Genomic DNA, 19,978 nt, shown 5'->3' on the forward strand with positions numbered 1-19,978 from the left:
CGCCTGTAACCTTCACGCCTGGATGGTTACCCTCTACAGTCCAAGTGCCATTGTCCCCTTTCTTGACAACAACTGGTCCGCCTTCTGTCAACGGAATCTCGATGCGATCGCCTCCATTTGTCGTATCTGGAGTCACTTTCAAGTTACCGTTTTGCCATTGTTCTACGGTTGGGGCTGTTGGAGTTGCTTCTTTAACAGCTACGTATACTTTAACCGCAGTGCCTTCTTTATCTTGGCTATCTACCGCTGCGAGAGTTACTTCGTATAATCCAGCTGGAGTTGCTCCTGTTGCTGTAGGTAATCCAGATACAACCTTAACATTTCCTGTTCCGTATGGTTTTTCACTTTCAGTAGCACGTCCATCTTCTGCATCTGTTACTGTCACTAATTCTTTTAACAAGTCGGCTGTCAACCTTGTTCCAGAATCATAGACTTTTCTATGAGTTGCATCTTTTCCTGTGTCACCTTTTACTTTGATAGTAGGTGCTGTATTCGTAACACTAGCGACTTTCCAGTTTCCAGCAGCCGTTGGATCTTGTCCTGCTTCTGGTTGATATTCTACACGCAAACCTAGTCCTTTGCCGTAGGTTGCTGTATTATCTCCGCTAGCAGCTTCTTCTCTAATGTGAAGTTTCTTGCCGTTACTTTCTTCATTAAGAGGAATAGTAATAATACTTTCTGCTGGATTAGTCTTGCTTGCGCTAGAACTAATTCTTCCGACATATCCAGAAGCATCTGTCACCGTTGTATTATCAGCACGAGTTGCATCTGTGTGCCAAGTACCATCTGCGCCACGTACAAGAGTGATACTATTTGCTTTATCCCCAGTTTCTTGATTGTTATGGAATCGTAATTCAACTCGTTTAGCATCATGCGGTACTGTAATATCGATATGCTTGCTACCCGCAATTGTAGGTGTTACAGAGTAAGAACCCATTGAGACTTCTTTATTATCACTTGTAGTTGAAACTGTTCCACCTGTGACTGTATTCTCCACTGTAATCGCTGGCGGTGTTGTAGTTTCTCCATTCTTAGCAACTGATTGACGAAGTTTTACAGTAGCAGGAATCGTAGCTGTCCAAGTTCCATCATTGTTAATGGTTACTCCGCCATTATTTTCACTAGATAGAACAGTATTCTTTTCATCGTTCAAATGAACTTTAACTACTTTATTAGGAGCGTTAAATCCACCTAATGTACCACTTAGTGTACGACTAGTTGAAGTGACCGCAGTTGCGTCAAAAGTTGGTTTTTGAGGAGTGACTTGGTCATCATTACTATTATTAGAAACCAAGTCATACTTAGTAGCAACTTGTCTAGTACCAGTAGCAGTTTTTTCTGTTTTTTGATAGGTTCCAGAAACCACTACATTAGCTGTCAATCGTTGACCTAAAGTCACAGGTTTGTTGTAGTCAGCTTCAGTAAACGTTGTACTTCCTGTTCTTTCTGTTACAGTTTTTTCTGCGACTACATTACCATCTGCATCTTTCAACTGTACTTTTACAGTTGATCCTTCCGTTAACTGATTAGCTGTTGGTAAATTGCTTACTGTAATCTCAGGTTTAGTTCCTGCTTTACCTTGGAATTGATTTGCAGTCAACGTCGGTGCTTGTGGTTTGACAGCTAAATGAACTTTAAGGTCTTGATGCGTGTAGTTAAAAGTATCATCACCACGCAATCTAGCTATAGGAGTCGTATACCAAATGTTAATATTTTCTTCACGTATACCTATTGTCGCCTGAGGTTTATCTACTGGATTATCTTGACGACGTCCATCATGCCAAGCGATAGCAGTTCCTGTTGGATTTGCTAGATCACTACTTGGTTTTACATAATCTCCAGCATCCTTCTTCTCAAACTTACTACCTACTTCTGTTTCAAAATAATCTTTACCTACTGGATAATTTACTTCATTACCATAAGTCTTGAACGTAACTGTTTTCTCAACAGTTCCTGCTCCATTTGGATAAGTTACAACAATTGTTTGAGAACTTGTACCTGCTGTTGTACTTGGACTAGCTGGATTTCCATCTTTAAATGTAATAGTTGTACCCTCTGGTTTATTTCCACCTTCAAACTCTACATAAAAGTCCGGTTTAACAGTTGTTGTTCTACCTTGAGTTCCCCATATAGCCGACGTCAAAGCTTTACCTACAATCTCGTGGTATTCTGTCACTTCTTCGCCGCCTACCTTGCGAAGTGTTACTTTTGGATATACCGTCACCGGAACATCTACTTCTGTCGAAGTATAACCATTCGCACTAACCATCACAGTTTTAGTCGTATTCCCCACTGCCGCTGTTGTTGGTTTGTTGCCATCTTTCCATGCTGCAGTTAAAGTAACCCCTTTAGGCATTTCCACAAAGTTACTTGGAGTGTCTACATTGTCGATTGTTCCGTCTTTAATCGCATAAATCGGCTTAGCTTTCACAGCAGCTATAGAGATTATTTTCTCAGCTTTATTCCCATTCTTATCTAGGACTCTTACTGTAACATCATGTTTAGCGGCTGAACTTAGTGTTCCTTTTATTGATTTTGTTGCTGAATCGTAAGTTAGACCATTTGGCAAGTTTGTAACTTTGATATTTCCTTCGTCTACACCTACACCAGTTCCGTCTGATAAATCAAGAGAAAGGTCAAACGCTTTTCCTACTTCTACAAGCGTATTGTTTAAACCAATTGTCGGCTTATCTTGTTCACCATTATTAGCATTCGCTTGACTGCTACTACTTGAAACATCTTGTGCCGAATCAGTTGAACTCACACTTGTTCCATCCTTAACGATATGGTCTTTCAGTGTAATTGCACCTGTATCGCCATTTATAGTAACGCCGACTTTATCACCTTCTGTAATCGTCCATTTATTGTTAGCTCCCTTACTAGCAACAATCCTTGTAGCTGTATGCGTAGTTTTTGCGACATTTCCATTATCTTCTAATCGATTTGTGTCCGCTGGAGTGTATGTCACTTCCACTTTATTGACATTTGTTTCATTCGCTGGAGTTACTGTAACATCACCGTTAGTTGCTGGAGTTACCGTTGGAGCTGTTGGTTTGACATTAACAGTCACATTAATTGTTTTAGACGGTTTTACTTGTGTTGCGGTTGGTTGGTCACTGCCAGTTTGTGATGGTGGTAGGGTCACTTTCACTTTATAGGTTCTTACCCCTGGGGTATTTGTATCTGTACTTTCTACCCATTCATAAGTTGTACCAGTTGGTAAATCATCTGACCCTTGCGCCTTCATAACCGCATCTTTAGCTTGTGCAGCTGTCAATTGATGACCCTTAGCAATTGTCAATTTTGCTGTATTAGCGGCTATATCAAACACTTTATGAACAAGAGTACCCTCATGTCTTAACTTCTCTGCATCAGTTGGACTATTTGTAAATCGCCCATAATTATACTTACCAGTGAATGTGTAAGTAGTTGAGCCTACTGTATCTTTCGCAAGTTCATTTGTAAATTCTGTTCCAGATTTTTCAGTGCCGTTTTCTTTTTTGTAAACCCAGGACATATTATCAGGAATGTTACGTCCGTTATTAACATAATAACCAGAATGATCACTTCCATGGCTTACTCCTGCAAAATCATAAATCGTATGAGCAATCGGGAATGTACTTAAAACTTTGTAATTCACAGTAACTGTTCTAACAGTTGTATCTGCAAATGTTACCCTTGCTGTTGCAGTTTTAGTAACAACCTTACCATCAGTCGCAGATTTGTTTGTATCCAAAGTCAAACTAACATTCGCATCACTCGGAATGTCTACCTTATTCTCACCATCTTGTAATTGTACTAGGCTGCGTTTATCTGCATCAGACAAGGTTTCACCTTGTTTCAAGTTAATGATAGGTCGTGCTACTACATTATAGTTTTGTGCAACAGGTACATTCACTTCATCTGTAGAATGGTCTGGATAAGTCACCGTTACAGTCACAACTTTCTTACCAGCTACTGTTTTTATAGTTCCATTATCCTTGAGTCTCTTAGTCACTCCACCAGCATCTTGCGCTTCTTTAGATAAATCTGGTACACTTACTTGATCAGTGATTTTATTAGCATCCGCTGCTGGAATATTGCTTCCTAAATTGTTGAAGCTTACTGCATTTGTTGGTGTTGTTGGATCATATTTTTCTTTTTGTTCCTTCACAACCATTTTGAACTTAACAGTTGTAGTATTGGTTGGAGTCGTTTTGTCAGAAACTGTTAACGTAACAATTCTATCACCAAGTCCATTTTGTGTTTCTACGACACCTGTAATCGTATGACTTAGCGGATTAGCTTCCGTAGCAGTATCACTAGATAACCAATCCTCTCTATCTGCATTCGGATTTTTATTAAACCATATACCATTTGGCATTCCATTTCCACGAAGTTCTTTAATCTTACCCGTATTATCTGAAGCTTTTATCGTAACATTCGCTTTTTCACCACGATATACCGTTACTTTCGGTAAGTTTGCATCAGGGGTTCCTTCTGTTAAGGTAATATCTCGACCGTCGTCACCAACTAGTTTTACAACTGGTTTAACTGTTTCATTCACTTTAAGCGTCACAGGAATGATTTTGTACGGTTGAACTTGGTTGGCACTCGGACCTGTTTCAGACACTTTTGGTAATGTTACTTTTACATAGCGTGTAATTTCTCCAAACTCTGTTACATTTTTCTCTGCATCAGTTAGCACAGTAGCATCAGTTGCACTTTTCACCCATTCATAAGTTGTTCCTGCAGGAAGCGTTGGTGAAGTAGATGTTTTCACTACAGCAGATTCTGCTTGAGCGGCATTTAGACTTACTCCATGATTTGCCACAACTTTTGTTGGATTAGCCCCTACATCAAAAACTTCATGTGTAAAGGTTGGTGTATAAGAAAGTTTTTCTGCATCACTTGGACTATCTGTAAATCTACCTATTGGATACTTAGCTCCAAAGTTATAAGTAGTTGTTCCAACTCCATCAGCATTTAGACTTTCTTTTAATTTATTATTATCTGCAGTTCCTAGTGTTCCGTTACCTTTCTTAAATACCCAGCTCATTCCACCTGGAAGTCCTCCTGGATTTAGATAATAAGATGACGGGCTATCATTACGATCTACGCCTGCAAAATCATACACTTTGGTTACTGTTTCAAATTTCTTGTAAACTTTATAATTAATATTAATCGGAGCTGTTCTTGTATTATCCGCAAACACAACAGTTGCTGATGCTGTTCTTCCGTTTGATTCACTAGATGTATCTAATGTAACATCAACTCTTGCATCACTAGGAACATCTATCTTACTAGTTCCATCTTGCAATTGCAGTAAGCTACGTTTTTCAGCCTCTGTTAATGATTCACCTTGTATTAAGTTGATAGTAGGTTTTGCTGCAGCTGCATAGTTTACTGTAATGGTATGTTCTTTTGTGATTGTTGCTCCTGCAGCATCTGTTGTTGTATACGTTAATGTATAAGTACCTTTTTTAAGGTATTTATTATTCGATAAATCTACTACGTTAGCCCCTTGTTTCACAGTCAACGTGAAATTATCACCAACTCTATTCCCTACTGTCTTATCAGCATCATCTTCTGTATCTGCTACTGTTACAAGATTTTTCAATCCTGCCATCGTTAAGCTTCCGTCCACTGTATAATTACGAGTGTTTGGCGCTTTAACTGTGATAGTTGGATTTGTATTTGTTGCTGGACTTGCAGTTACCCATCCTCCATTTTCTTCAGCTGGGTCAGCTGGGTTATTATTACTTGGTGCGTTATCATAATGCACACGGAATTTTATTTTTTGATCTCCAGCAGGAATTTTATATGGAATATTGTTTTTCGCATCTTTAATATGGAAAGTCAATATTTTTTCAGACACATTGGCACCATTAGCTACTCTTAACTCTGTTATATTAGCTTTGTCTCGGTCTGTTATTGCCCAGGTATTTCCATTTTTTCTAACAGCGTACTCATATGTTTGATTATTGCCATGAATAACCTGCACATAGAATAACCCAGCATCATGAGGGATTTTAACAGTAATATCGCGTCCCGCTTGAACTGGCGTATCAATAGAGATTGCTCGAGCTAATTTGACGTTAACTCTCGTTTCAGCTGATTCCGCTCCGTTCAAGGATTGTTTAATTTTGACTGGATTCTCAGATTTTGTAGTCGCGTCTTGTTTGTCATTTTGCGTCAACATTTCAGAATCTTTTAAGCTATAAGTCCACTGACCATTTTGCCCAACAGTTGCTGTACCAGTAGTCGTACCATCTTGTAATGTCACTGTAATCGTCGCACCTGGATGACCCGTTCCTGAAATGCTACGATCTGTTGAAACCAAAGCCCCCTTGTATTTTGCTTCTGTTGTAATTGTTGGTGCTTTTGGCAGGACTTTGTATTTGAAATAATAGGTTTTATCACCTGTTTTCCCATCATTCACCGTGATAGTACGTGTATATGATCCAGGAGTAAAATCATTAGGAACATCACCTGTAAATGTAGGGCGATATGGGTTACTTTCATCAAAAGTACTTGTCGATAAATTAGTCGCATTAGTCAATCGAACTCCTGTTGGAAGATCTCCTCCAAGCTCAAACTTAGTAATTTTCCCTGTATTATCAAATGCTTCTAGGTTTGGAGCAAATGGTTGACCTTGGGTAACTGTATAGATAGCATCTGACGGGCTAGTTTCTGGGAGTTTTGTAGTACTTTGTCCCGTTCTGATTTTAACTACAGGAGGTTGTGTGTCCGTTGGCACAGTCACTCTACTTCTTTCACTAGCATCACTATTCCCAAAGCTAGATATTGCGCTAACTTCGCTTCCAGGTTTAGCATATCCTGCTTTTACTGAGAATGAATTTCCATTGATTTGAATTCCATCCGCACCATCCCCACTACTAGTCCATGTTCCATTTCGAGCATCACGTATTAGGGTCACCTTTTTGCTATTATTATTTTTATCTACATAAGAAAGTTCTACCTTATCCACGTTTTTATTTTGAGCAGAATCAGAATAAGGAGTTACTGTCACAGCGCCTTCATTATTAGTGTTAACTGTCGGTGCAGTCGGCTTTTCTTGTAACCCTCTCGCCATGAAGTATTGCTTTGCAGAGTTATCTTCTATTGTTCTCATACCAGCAGCATAATAAAGAGGAGCATATTTATAATCTGTATGGGTTTCATACGTAAATGTCAATTTCCCAGCATCATGAGTAAAGTGATACAATCTTCCAGTATTTTCATGTAACCCCTCCATATTCCTAGCAGCTTTGTCCCGTACAGCAGTTGGAACTTCCGTACCCCAATCTATACCATTAAATCGATTGGCAAGAGGCCCCAAATAATAGTAACCAGACGCATTACGAGAATTCACTGGATCATCATTCTCAACCCGTTCTTCCCCTCCTAATTTAGGAATAAGAGTTGAATTAGTGACATCTTTCAAGCTTCTAAAAGCTGTATTAAAATCATACCCCCCACTAGCTGGTCCATGAACAGCTTTTTTATCATTTCCTATCAGCTCTTTAATTTTAGTTGTCCATTCTTCATTAAAATTAAAACCTCCTCTTGATGAACTAGACCCCGAACTCGTCGTCTTTGTAATTCCCAATATATTTGTAATTTCATGATTTTTAGGTAAAGTAAACCAATAAAAAGCATTCTTATGCCCCTGATACTTGCTATTAAAGGTAATAGTCCATCGATAATTACCATTCCCTTTATCTTCAACAGAAACCTTAGCCTCATCATAAGCCTCACGAACACTCACTAAATTACTAGCTTTAGCTCTTTTATCTCCTAAACCTCTTCTCATCGCATACAAATAAGTCTCAGCAGGCAAGCCTGAAGCATCACCATTTTGAACAATATACGCCCTTTTTGTATCAAGCCCAGTCGGATTAGTTCTAAAATCACTACCTTCCGCCATTCTAGTCCAGTTTAGTACATCTCGTTTCCCTGAGTTTTCACGAGTAACGGCTAAGGCAAGTTTTCTCTCCGCTTGTTTTCCTTTTTTAAGGAGTTCTTCAATTTCAGCTGGTGTTAACTGAGGTTGTAATACACTAGCTTCAATTGATTTAACAACTTCTTCTACTCCTTCCAAAAGTTTTTTGGTCTCAGGGCGTTCAATTTTTCTAGCGACATCTAAGTAGCGAACTAAATAACCAGATAGCGCTTCCAGTTTATCTTTCTTGGTTACAGTTCCCTCTTCTTTACCAGCATTTTCAGAATTTCTGCCATTTTCAGCTCCTTCAACAGGAGGCACAATTTCATCAGTCCTTTTAAGCTCTTTTTCATCTTGAATTTTAGAACTAACTGTGGAACCTTCTATTACTTTTGCAGGCTTATCTAAAGTGAGATTCCCATCTAATTTCTCTTCGCTAGTCCGTGTAGCATTCAAGACTTCTTTATTTTCCTTAGAAATAGCGCCAGCTTCTTTATCAGGCTTATTATCGTCCTTAGACTGGAGTTGACGTACTTGCTCTGCCATAGCTTGAACTCGACTTACTAAGGTTGCAACTGCTTCTTCAGATGCATTTTCATCTCCAGACAAACGTTTGCTTTCCTCGGTTAATTGGGCAATTTGACTAGCTAGGCTTGACAACTTCCCATTATCTATCTTAGCAATCTCTGCTTGAAGGTCACTAAGAGCCTGATTAAGAGCAGACTTATCCACCGATTTATTAGCAACTACATCTTTCTCAGTTCCTACTTCCTGTGATTTCTCTGAATGTCCCTCTGTAGGTGGAACTCCCTCAGTCAAACCAGTAACAGCAACCCCTACTTTTTCAGTATTGGCTGTTGCAGGAGAGACGGCCATATCTGCCTTAGCTACTCCATTCGCAAAAAAGACGAGCGCTGCAATCGCTACACTCGCAGCCCCAAAATGGTACTTTCTTATAGAATAACGGTAAACTTTTTCACCATTGTCGTTACGCTTTTTACCAAACATAAGCATATCCTTTCCTTGTTTCAACTGATTAGCTAACACGCTTTGAAACATAATATCTCAACATTATATTAATACTTTCACAATGCAAAAGCAAGCATTTACATAAAGTTTATTTAAAACAAAAATACTACAGCAATCGTATTTATGGACATTTTTAAAGGATTATATATATATATGCAATTGTTAACATACTTATATTCCGAATAGATAAACTATAAAATTTAATATAAATAAAAAAAACAGATTTCACCTTTTACTTAGGAAAAATCTGTCATTATTTTATTTTAAGTATAGTAGACTGCCTATCCTTACATTTTATAGACAGCGGATTGTTGAAAGCTTATTATTGGTTAAAAGAATTATTCCCGAAAAACTCCAACCACGGCTTGCGAACGCTATCCTTGCTGGTTTCTCTGTATTTGTTAGATCTTATTTATGATAGTCTTTCAGCAACGCTTCAAACTCAGCCACAGTCATGCCTAATTGCTCACTCGCAACTTCAGAAGTTAGAACATGTTGTCGCACCATATCTAGGAAGGCAAAAAGTTTCCCTTCTTCCCTTCCTTCAACTTTCCCACGCTCCAGTCCCTGTTCAATACCACGTTCTAATCCTCTTTCTTCAGCTTGTTCCAAGGCATAGTCCTGTGCCAACAATGCTTGTTCTTCGCGCATACGTAATTGACTAAATATTTTCCTGTCCTCCTCGGACCAGCTCTTGTAGTCTAGCAGTTGGTCTGCTTGGCTGATGGCTCGCTCAGGTTCTTGAGTAAAGGGCTTGTTGCCGAAAAACTCCAACCACGGCTTGCGAACCTTGTCTTTGCTGGTTTCTCTGCATTTGTTAGATCTTATTTATGATGGTCTTTCATCAACGCTTCAAACTCAGAGACTGTCATGCCCAACTGCTGACTTGCAAATTCGGAAGTTAAGACATGTTGGCGAACCATGTCTAAGAAGGCAAAAAGTTTCCCTTCTTCCCTTCCTTCAACTTTCCCACGCTCAAGACCACGTTCCAATCCCTGTTCAAGACCTTCCGCCCTAGCTGTTTCCAAGGCATAGTCCTGCGCTAGCAAGGCTTGTTCTTCGCGTCTGCGTTGTTCACTAAACATCTCCCTGTCCTCCTCGGACCAGCTCTTGTAGTCTAGCAGTTGGTCTGCTTGGCTGATGACTCGCTCGGGTTCTTGAGTAAAAGGCTTGTTGCCGAAAAACTCCAACCACGGTTTACGAACCTTGTCTTTGCTGGTTTCTCTATATTTTTTAGTCCTTATTTGTGATGCTCTTTCAATAGTTCTTCAAACTCAGAGGCAGTCATACCTAACTGCTGACTTGCAATCTCCGAAGTCAGAAGATCTTGGCAAACCATGTCTAGGAAAGCAAAGAGTTTTCCTTCTTCCCTTCCTTCAACTTTACCTCGTTCCAGTCCCTGTTCTAAACCTTTTTCAATACCCTCAGCTCGCCCACGTTCAAGACCTCGTTCTAAACCTTGTTCAATGCCTTCCGCCCTAGCAGTTTCCAAAGCATAGTCCTGTGCCAACAATGCCTGTTCTTCTCGCATACGTAGTTGACTAAACATCTTCCTGTCCTCCTCGGACCAGCTCTTGTAGTCTAGCAGTTGGTCTGCTTGGCTGATGGCTCGCTCAGGTTGCTGGGTAAAGGGCTTATTCCCAAAAAACTCCAACCAGGGCTTGCGAACCTTGTCTTTGCTGGTTTCTCTATATTTTTTTAATTCCAAGAATGCCATCTTGACCAGATGGTTTTCTTGTCCATTATTTGTGATAGTTAAAACCTCACCTGTAGTGTCCTCTCGCATGCTAAAGCTATGAAAAGCCAAATCATCTGAGAAGTAATTGCTATCCACGATTGCGATAGCGTATACTGGTGCGATGTGTTTGTAACTCTGGTGGGTATCACCTTCTCGTTGGCGAATTTTTTCAAGATTTTGATTGACCTGACTGCATAGGTAAGCCCACAAACGATTGATGAAAAAATTCTGATGATGTACCTGAATTTCAATGATTACTTGGGTCCCATTGTCCAACTCCGCCAAGACGTCTATACTAGTGTAAAAATCCTGAGCTGAGTAAGGCAGGGAAGGCAAGACGTGAATATTGCTACCCTCCAAAATGGTTACATTTTTTGCTGGCAAGTCCAGCATATCGCGAATAAATTGACAAGTAATTTCCGGATTGCTAAAAATTTTCTTAGCAACCAAATCATTGGTTGGGCTGATGCCCGGATGTCTGAGAATCATCCTTTTCCTCCTTTTATTATACCACAGTTTTATACTCAATGAAAATCAAAGAGCAAACTAGGAAACTAGCTGCAGGCTGTACTTGAGTACGGCAAGGCGACGTTGACGTGGTTTGAATTTGATTTTCGAAGAGTATTAAATCTAGTTTTACTAGATTCACTGACTCTATCTATTTATTCGGAAAAAATAGAAAGAGTAGAGAAAATTAGGAGAAATTTTAAACTATATTATTTATCTGAAAGCGAGGGCTGCCCACCACGGATATTATAAGCCTGATAAAAACAAAAGAGCTAGCCTAAGCTAACTCTTATCCTATGCGGAGAGAGGGACTTGAACCCTCACGACCTAAAGCGGTCACAGGATCCTTAGTCCTGCGCGTCTGCCAATTCCGCCATCCCCGCGTCGATTACTTTACTAGTATATCAACTTTTGGGATGCTTGTCAACACTTTTTTTCAAAATTTTTCATTTCATCAACCAAATTACTCAGAAAGTTCATTTAGATTTTCATCTACTAACTTAGCTCCAAGTGTATTTTTGAAATGACCTAGGGCAAATTGGTGATTTTCAGGCCAGATGGAAGCAACAGCTGGTTTAACAATCTCGATATCATATCCTAGATTGTAGGCATCTATAGCTGTATGCAGGACACAGATGTCCGTCAAGACACCTGTTAAGATAACTGTAGACACTCGGCGCTCTCTCAAACGGATATCCAAGTCAGTCCCCGAAAAAGCTGAGTAATGGCGTTTATCCATCCAAAAGACACGACTGTCTGAACCATGCTCTTGATAAAAGGTTCCCAAATCTCCGTATAAATTGCGTCCACTAGTCCCAATCAAATTGTGAGGAGGAAACAGCTTGCTTTCTGGATGGAAATAATCATTTTCCTCGTGCGCATCAATGGTAAAGAAGATGTAATCCCCTCGTTCAAAAGCTAATCGAGTCACCTTGCCAATAGCTTCTGAAATTGCCTGAGCTGGAGCCCCTGCTGTCAATTTACCACTATCAGCAACAAAATCTTCCGTATAGTCAATCGAAATCAAAGCCTTAGTCATTAGTAATCTCTTTTCTTCACTTCTTCAAAAATATCTGAAATCAAGACCTTAAGGTAGGTTCCCTTCATTCCAAGCGAGCGACTTTCGATAATTCCCGCAGATTCAAGTTTACGCAGGGCATTGACAATCACAGAGCGGGTTATTCCAATACGGTCTGCAATCACAGACGCAGTCAACTGCCCTTCATTTCCATTTAATTCTCCTAAAATTGCTGAAACAGCACGGAGTTCGGAATAAGAAAGGGTATTAACCGCCATGGTAACAGCAGTACGGCGACGGATATTTTTCTCATCTTCTTCACGCTGGAAGTTGAGGAGTTGAATCCCAACCACGGTACTGGCAATCTCAACAAGAATCAAGTCCTCATCTTCGAATTTTTTATCATTGCGCCAAATAATCAAAGAACCAAGGCGAATCCCCGATACATGAATCGGTGCAATAGTCGTCAAGCCATCTGGAAAATCGTCTCTACTCTCAACAGGGAAAATACTCATATCATGCTCAACAGGCAAATTTGCTTCTGTTTCGTAAATCATATTAGCCCCTTGAACGTAGTCATCTGGGAAAATCTTAGTTTGGAAGAATTGCTCTACGCGATCTGTATTTGTTTTATAACGCATAAAATAGCCAAGCAGACGTCCCTTACTATTGATAATGCAGGCATTGCAATGAATAATATCCGCTAACTGACGCGTAATAGCGTTGTAAGGCAGCTCATCCTGCAACTGCTCCTCTGAGCGCTTCAAAATTGATGTAATCTTTCTTGTTTTTTCTAATAAATGTGCCATTTTTCACCTCGAATTTAATCGCTATCATTATAACATAAAAACGTCTCTTTTTCAATAATTATCTGAAAATTCCTTATTGACTTGCAATTTTTAAAAACCAGAATATTTTTAATTAAATTGTTCCTTTTCTATTGACAAACTGCCTATTTTTGTGTATCATAACATTATAAAAAGATAATACAACAATTTTATTTATCTTTTTTCACATTCGGTCTCCTTATATAAAAAAAGCGATTCATTTTGAACCGCTTTTTCTTATTTATCGCCCTTGTTACGAATAACAAAGCCTGTTTGCTTTTCACTTGAAGTATTGCGTGGTTTTTTATTGTCTTTATTACGGTAACGTCTGTCTTTATCAAAACGATCATTGCCACGACTTCCTTTTTTGAAATCATCACGACGACCATTGCCACGGCGATCACGGTCTCGACGGTCGTCCCCACGACGGCCTCCACGACCTCCCTTAGCTTTACCACCGAAGCCATTACCTGATGGTTTAAATGGCAGTGGTTTTTCACGCGCAATCTCCACTTCTGGAAGGCTATCTGGGTCTTGGACTGTCAGACTCAAGATATACATTGCCAATTCTTCTGGAGTAAATTCAGCAGCTAGCTTACGAGCATCCTTGCCAAATTTCTCAAAGTTACTACGGATAGTCTCATCTGCAAAATCACGTTCGATTTTCTTGAGAGCTACTTGTTTCTTAGCTTGGAAGGCTTCTTCTGCACTTGCAGGTTTGAGACCTTTCATGCGTTTCTTAGTCAAGTTTTCAATGATTTGAAGGTAGCCCATTTCATTTGGAGCAACAAAAGTAATAGACTGACCTGACTTACCAGCACGACCTGTACGACCGATACGGTGAACATAACTTTCAGGATCTTGTGGAATATCGTAGTTGTAGACATGGGTCACACCTGAAATATCCAAACCACGCGCTGCAACGTCTGTCGCAACCAAAATATCAAGATTACCGTTTTTAAAGTCACGAAGGACACGAAGACGTTTGTTTTGGTCTAGGTCGCCATGAATTCCTTCTGCACGGAAGCCACGAATTTTCAAACCACGAGTCAATTCATCCACACGGCGCTTGGTACGACCAAATACGATAGCAAGCTCAGGCTGTTCCACATCCATGAGACGAGTCATGGTGTCAAATTTTTCTTGTTCCTTAACACGGATATAGTACTGGTCAACCAATTCTGTGGTCAATTCCTTGGCAGCAATCTTCACATGCTCAGGTTCTTTCATAAACTGAACACCAATACGTTTGATGGCATCTGGCATAGTTGCTGAGAAGAGTAGAGTTTGACGGTTTTCAGGGACACGGGAGATGATAGCTTCGATATCTTCAAGGAAGCCCATGTTGAGCATTTCATCGGCTTCGTCAAGGATAAGAGTTTCAATATCTTGTAATTTCAAGGCCTTGCGTTTAATCAAGTCCAAAAGACGTCCAGGTGTTCCCACCACGATATGGGCACCAGATTTAAGAGCCTTAATTTGTTTTTCAATGCTCGATCCGCCATATACTGAACGAACTTTGACTCCCTTACTACGACCAAAGCGGAAGAGTTCTTCTTGACTTTGGACAGCGAGTTCACGAGTTGGAGCGATGACCAAGGCTTGGATGGTCGCTTCTTCTGTACGGATTTTTTCAAGAGTAGGCAAGCCAAAGGCTGCGGTTTTTCCTGTACCAGTCTGAGCTTGACCGATAACGTCCTTACCTTCTAGAGCCAAGGGAATAGTTTGTTCTTGGATCGGACTGGCTTCTACAAAACCAGCTTTTTCAATCTCTGCTAGCAAATCAGCAGACAAGTTTAATTCATTAAATTTCACGTTATTCTTCTTTCTAAAGGTGGTGCGAAGCCACCCCATAGGGCTTAGTGTATACTTTTCTTTTTATGACGTATTTTCATATACTGGATATAAAATCGTGTTGCTTCTTTTCCACAAAAGAAAAGTACTGTTTTCTTTGCAACCTATCTAGTATAACACAAGACTAGAGCAAAAGATAGTTAAATCCGTCGATAATATCATGTAAACGATTTTTCTGAGAAAATGAGAATTAAATTTCTACTATTTCATAAACTTTTTTAAAGCGTAGCAGAATTGTGCAAAAGTTTTTTTCTTGTGCTAGAATGAAATGCGAATAGGAGGAACTCTAAATGTTAACTTATGATTTAATCGTTATCGGATTTGGTAAAGCTGGTAAAACACTAGCAGGTAAATTGGCTTCAGCTGGCAAAAAAGTTGCCCTCGTTGAACGTAGCAAAGCTATGTACGGTGGAACTTGTATCAACATTGGTTGTATCCCAACTAAAACCTTACTAGTTGCTGCTGAGAAGAACTTATCTTTTGAAGAAGTCATTGCTACCAAAAACACGATCACTGGTCGCCTCAACGGTAAAAACTATGCGACTGTTGCTGGTACAGGCGTCGACATCTTTGATGCGGAAGCTCACTTCCTTTCAAATAAAGTCATCGAAATCCAAGCTGGTGATGAAAAACAAGAATTGACTGCTGAAACAATCGTCATCAACACTGGTGCTGTTTCAAACGTCTTGCCAATTCCTGGACTTGCTACAAGCAAGAACGTCTTTGACTCAACAGGTATCCAAAACTTGGACAAATTACCTGAAAAACTTGGAGTCCTTGGTGGTGGAAATATCGGTCTTGAATTTGCCGGTCTTTACAACAAACTTGGAAGCAAGGTTACAGTTCTAGATGCCTTGGATACTTTCCTACCTCGTGCAGAACCTTCCATCGCAGCTCTTGCTAAACAATACATGGAAGAAGACGGTATTGAATTGCTTCAAAATATCCATACTACTGAAATCAAAAACGACGGTGACCAAGTCCTTGTCGTGACTGAAAACGAAACGTACCGTTTCGATGCCCTTCTCTACGCAACTGGACGTAAACCAAATGTAGAATCACTTCAACTTGAAAATACGGATATTGAACTAACTGAACGTGGTGCTATTAAAGTAGACAAACATTGTCAAACAAACGTTCCTGGTGTCTTTGCAGTTGGAGATGTCAACGGTGGCCTTCAATTTACTTACATTTCACTTGATGACTTCCGTGTTGTCTATAGTTACCTTGCTGGAGATGGCAGCTACACACTTGAAGACCGTCTCAATGTGCCAAATACTATGTTCATCACACCTGCCCTTTCACAAGTTGGTTTGACTGAAAGCCAAGCAGCTGATTTGAAACTTCCATACGCAGTGAAAGAAATCCCTGTTGCAGCAATGCCTCGTGGTCACGTAAACGGAGACCTTCGTGGAGCTTTCAAAGCTGTGGTTAATACTGAAACAAAAGAAATTCTTGGAGCAAGCATCTTCTCAGAAGGTTCTCAAGAAATCATCAACATCATCACTGTTGCTATGGACAACAAGATTCCTTACACTTACTTCACAAAACAAATTTTCACTCACCCAACCTTGGCTGAGAACTTGAATGACTTATTTGCGATTTAAGTTGAGATTTAATCGTATCGAACAGCCCTCTGAGGGCTGTTTTCATTTCTGCGAAATCTCATACTCTTCGAAAATCTCTNNATTTTCATTGAGTATCAAATCTGTCTTTTCCCTCTTTTATGATATAATGGAAACATGAAATTAAAAACTACTTTGGGCCTTCTTGCTGGGCGCTCTTCCCACTTCGTTTTAAGCCGTCTTGGCCGTGGAAGTACACTCCCAGGAAAAGTCGCCCTTCAATTTGATAAAGATATTTTACAAAACCTAGCTAAGAACTACGAGATTGTCGTGGTCACTGGAACCAACGGAAAAACCTTGACAACTGCTCTCACTGTCGGCATTTTAAAAGAGGTTTATGGTCAAGTTCTAACCAACCCAAGCGGTGCCAACATGATCACAGGAATTGCGACAACCTTCTTAACAGCCAAATCTTCTAAAACTGGGAAAAATATTGCCGTTCTAGAAATCGACGAAGCCAGTCTATCTCGTATCTGTGACTATATCCAGCCAAGCTTATTTGTTATCACTAATATCTTCCGTGACCAGATGGACCGCTATGGTGAGATTTACACAACTTACAAGATGATTTTGGATGCTATTCGTAAGGTGCCTACTGCCACTGTTCTCCTTAATGGAGACAGTCCACTTTTCTACAAGCCAGCTATTCCAAATCCTGTAAAATATTTTGGTTTTGACTTGGAGAAAGGTCCAGCCCAGCTGGCTCACTATAATACCGAAGGAATTCTCTGTCCTGACTGCCAAGGAATCCTCAAATATGAGCATAATACCTATGCAAACTTGGGTGCCTATATCTGTGAAAGCTGCGGATGTAAACGTCCTGATCTGGACTATCGCTTGACAGACTTGGTTGAGTTGACCAACAATCGCTCACGATTTGTCATTGACGGTCAAGAATACGGTATTCAAATCGGTGGTCTTTACAATATCTACAACGCCCTAGCTGCGGTTGCTATCGCCCGTTTCCTTGGTGCAGATTCACAACTCATCAAGCAGGGATTTGATAAGAGCCGTGCAGTCTTTGGACGCCAAGAAACCTTCCATATCGGTGACAAGGAATGTACCCTCGTCTTGATTAAAAATCCAGTCGGTGCGACCCAAGCTATCGAAATGATCAAACTAGCTCCTTATCCATTTAGTCTATCTGTTCTTCTTAACGCTAACTATGCAGACGGTATTGACACCAGCTGGATCTGGGATGCTGATTTTGAACAAATCACTGACATGGACATTCCCGAAATCAACGCTGGCGGTGTTCGTCATTCTGAAATCGCACGCCGTCTCCGAGTGACAGGCTATCCAGCTGATAAAATCACTGAAACAAGTAGTCTAGAACAAGTTCTCAAAACAATTGAGAACCAAGACTGCAAACATGCCTATATCCTGGCTACCTATACTGCTATGCTGGAATTCCGCGAACTGCTGGCTAGTCGTCAGATTGTTAGAAAGGAGATGAACTAATGGTTTATACTTCACTTTCCTCAAAAGCTGGCAATTACCCCTATCAGCTCAACATTGCCCACCTCTACGGAAATCTCATGAATACCTACGGAGATAATGGAAACATTCTCATGCTCAAGTATGTGGCTGAAAAGCTGGGAGCCCATGTGACGGTTGACATCGTTTCTCTCCATGATGATTTTGATGAAAACCACTATGATATCGCCTTTTTCGGTGGCGGCCAAGACTTTGAACAAAGTATTATTGCAGACGACCTACCTGCTAAAAAAGAGAGCATTGACAACTACATCCAAAACGACGGTGTGGTTCTGGCTATCTGTGGTGGTTTCCAACTATTGGGGCAATATTATATTGAAGCTTCAGGCAAACGCATCGAAGGACTAGGGGTCATGGGCCACTACACGCTCAACCAGACCAATAACCGTTTTATCGGTGACATCAAGATTCATAATGAAGATTTCAATGAAACCTACTATGGTTTTGAAAATCATCAAGGCCGTACCTTCCTCTCTGATGACCAAAAACCACTGGGACAGGTTGTCTATGGAAATGGAAATAACGAAGAAAAAGTCGGCGAAGGGGTTCATTATAAGAATGTCTTTGGTTCCTACTTCCACGGACCTATCCTCTCTCGCAATGCCAATCTAGCTTATCGCCTAGTCATCACTGCTCTCAAGAAGAAATACGGTCAGGACATCCAACTCCCTGCCTATGAAGATATTCTCAGTCAAGAAATCGCTGAAGAATACAGCGACGTCAAAAGCAAGGCTGACTTTTCTTAAACAAAGTGAAACTATATCAAAGAACTCCGTTATCTTGTCGGAGTTTTTTTGTCTGTTCTTTTACCCTTCTCCCTTGCATTTTCTCTCTTTTTTTGCCAAAATAGAGGGGTAGAAAGAAGGTAGCATATGTCTAAATTACAACAAATCGTAACATATCTTGAATCAGAAAAACTAGACGTCGCTGTCGTATCTGACCCCGTCACAATCAATTACCTCACTGGCTTTTACAGTGATCCCCATGAACGCCAAATGTTCCTTTTTGTCCTAGCGGAACAAGAACCCCTCCTCTTTGTCCCAGCCCTTGAAGTTGAGCGTGCTACTAGCACTGTTTCCTTCCCAGTTGTGGGCTATGTGGATTCTGAAAATCCATGGCAAAAAATGAAACACGCTCTTCCACAGCTTGATTTCAAACGTGTCGCTGTTGAGTTTGACAATCTCATCTTGACCAAATATCATGGCTTGAAAATCGTTTTTGAAACTGCTGAGTTTGAAAACCTCACACCTCGTATCCAACGCATGCGCCTCATCAAATCAGCTGACGAAGTGCAAAAAATGATGGTTGCAGGTCTCTATGCGGACAAGGCTGTTAAGGTTGGTTTTGACAATATTTCTCTTGATAAGACAGAAACAGATATCATCGCCCAAATTGACTTTGCTATGAAACGTGAAGGCTATGAAATGAGTTTTGATACCATGGTCTTGACTGGTGATAATGCTGCAAATCCACACGGCATTCCAGCAGCAAACAAGGTTGAAAATAATGCTCTTCTCCTCTTTGACCTTGGTGTTCTAGTCAACGGCTATGCTTCAGATATGACTCGTACAGTCGCTGTTGGTAAACCAGACCAATTCAAGAAAGACATTTACAACTTGACCCTCGAAGCCCAACAAGCTGCTCTTGACTTTATCAAGCCGGGAGTGACTGCCCATGAAGTGGACCGCGCTGCCCGTGAGGTCATCGAAAAAGCTGGTTACGGCGAGTACTTCAACCACCGTCTTGGTCATGGTATCGGTATGGATGTCCACGAATTCCCATCTATCATGGAAGGAAACGACATGGTCATCGAAGAAGGCATGTGCTTCTCTGTTGAACCAGGTATCTATATCCCGGGTAAAGTCGGTGTCCGTATCGAAGACTGCGGTGTTGTTACCAAGGACGGCTTTGACCTCTTTACAAGCACCAGCAAAGACTTGCTTTATTTTGATTAATATT

9 protein-coding genes, 1 tRNA gene and 2 pseudogenes are annotated in these 19,978 nt (G+C 40.5%); 4 read left to right on the forward strand and 8 right to left on the reverse strand.

The genetic code is table 11. From position 1 onward, the window contains the following. The 8 genes and pseudogenes from HT732_RS09395 to HT732_RS09430 all read right to left on the reverse strand — a co-directional run. A partial coding sequence (locus HT732_RS09395; protein ID WP_173254837.1) for a sialoglycan-binding domain-containing protein occupies positions 1-8,932 on the reverse strand: 8,932 nt, incomplete at its 3' end. A 429-nt stretch (positions 8,933-9,361) separates the two neighbouring features. Continuing rightward, positions 9,362-9,763, reverse strand: a pseudogene (locus HT732_RS09400) (hypothetical protein); the annotation flags it as partial. A gap of 14 nt (positions 9,764-9,777) precedes the next feature. After that, a pseudogene (locus HT732_RS10175) lies at positions 9,778-10,188 on the reverse strand (hypothetical protein); the annotation flags it as partial. A gap of 5 nt (positions 10,189-10,193) precedes the next feature. After that, positions 10,194-11,180 (reverse strand): Rpn family recombination-promoting nuclease/putative transposase, encoded by a 987-nt coding sequence (locus HT732_RS09410; RefSeq protein ID WP_173254839.1) that lies wholly within the window; start codon positions 11,178-11,180, stop codon positions 10,194-10,196. Positions 11,181-11,495: 315 nt separating this feature from the next. Further along, positions 11,496-11,581: transfer RNA gene (locus HT732_RS09415), tRNA-Leu, on the reverse strand. A gap of 80 nt (positions 11,582-11,661) precedes the next feature. Continuing rightward, on the reverse strand, positions 11,662-12,237 hold the full coding sequence (locus tag HT732_RS09420; protein ID WP_173254841.1) for an isochorismatase family cysteine hydrolase: 576 nt from the start codon (positions 12,235-12,237) through the stop codon (positions 11,662-11,664). Continuing rightward, the gene (codY, locus tag HT732_RS09425) at positions 12,237-13,025 is read right to left on the reverse strand and encodes a GTP-sensing pleiotropic transcriptional regulator CodY (RefSeq protein WP_000940732.1); all 789 of its coding nucleotides are present in this window, start codon (positions 13,023-13,025) and stop codon (positions 12,237-12,239) included. Before codY ends, HT732_RS09420 begins: the two co-directional genes overlap by 1 nt. A gap of 255 nt (positions 13,026-13,280) precedes the next feature. Further along, positions 13,281-14,858, reverse strand: coding sequence for a DEAD/DEAH box helicase (locus HT732_RS09430; RefSeq protein WP_173254843.1), 1,578 nt, complete (start codon positions 14,856-14,858; stop codon positions 13,281-13,283). Positions 14,859-15,187: 329 nt separating this feature from the next. Between HT732_RS09430 and HT732_RS09435 the strand changes: the two genes are divergently transcribed. From HT732_RS09435 to HT732_RS09450, 4 genes are all read left to right on the forward strand, one after another. Continuing rightward, positions 15,188-16,504 (forward strand): FAD-containing oxidoreductase, encoded by a 1,317-nt coding sequence (locus HT732_RS09435; RefSeq protein WP_173254845.1) that lies wholly within the window; start codon positions 15,188-15,190, stop codon positions 16,502-16,504. Positions 16,505-16,639: 135 nt separating this feature from the next. After that, on the forward strand, positions 16,640-17,983 hold the full coding sequence (murT, locus tag HT732_RS09440) for a lipid II isoglutaminyl synthase subunit MurT (RefSeq protein WP_173254847.1): 1,344 nt from the start codon (positions 16,640-16,642) through the stop codon (positions 17,981-17,983). Continuing rightward, entirely contained in the window at positions 17,983-18,765 is a 783-nt protein-coding gene (gene gatD, locus HT732_RS09445) for a lipid II isoglutaminyl synthase subunit GatD (protein WP_173254849.1), read from the forward strand. The genes murT and gatD overlap by 1 nt, the downstream gene beginning before the upstream one ends. A 126-nt stretch (positions 18,766-18,891) precedes the next feature. Then, positions 18,892-19,974, forward strand: coding sequence for a Xaa-Pro peptidase family protein (locus tag HT732_RS09450; protein ID WP_173254851.1), 1,083 nt, complete (start codon positions 18,892-18,894; stop codon positions 19,972-19,974). Positions 19,975-19,978: the final 4 nt, after the last annotated feature.

Source organism: Streptococcus sp. 5346, from assembly GCF_013277455.1.
GTDB lineage: Bacteria > Bacillota > Bacilli > Lactobacillales > Streptococcaceae > Streptococcus.

Coding starts and splice junctions, on each gene's coding strand:
- HT732_RS09410 (WP_173254839.1), bottom strand. CDS start 11,180: ATGATTCTCAGACATCCGGGCATCAGCCCAACCAATGATTTGGTTGCT.
- HT732_RS09420 (WP_173254841.1), bottom strand. CDS start 12,237: ATGACTAAGGCTTTGATTTCGATTGACTATACGGAAGATTTTGTTGCT.
- codY (WP_000940732.1), bottom strand. CDS start 13,025: ATGGCACATTTATTAGAAAAAACAAGAAAGATTACATCAATTTTGAAG.
- HT732_RS09435 (WP_173254845.1), top strand. CDS start 15,188: ATGTTAACTTATGATTTAATCGTTATCGGATTTGGTAAAGCTGGTAAA.
- murT (WP_173254847.1), top strand. CDS start 16,640: ATGAAATTAAAAACTACTTTGGGCCTTCTTGCTGGGCGCTCTTCCCAC.
- gatD (WP_173254849.1), top strand. CDS start 17,983: ATGGTTTATACTTCACTTTCCTCAAAAGCTGGCAATTACCCCTATCAG.
- HT732_RS09450 (WP_173254851.1), top strand. CDS start 18,892: ATGTCTAAATTACAACAAATCGTAACATATCTTGAATCAGAAAAACTA.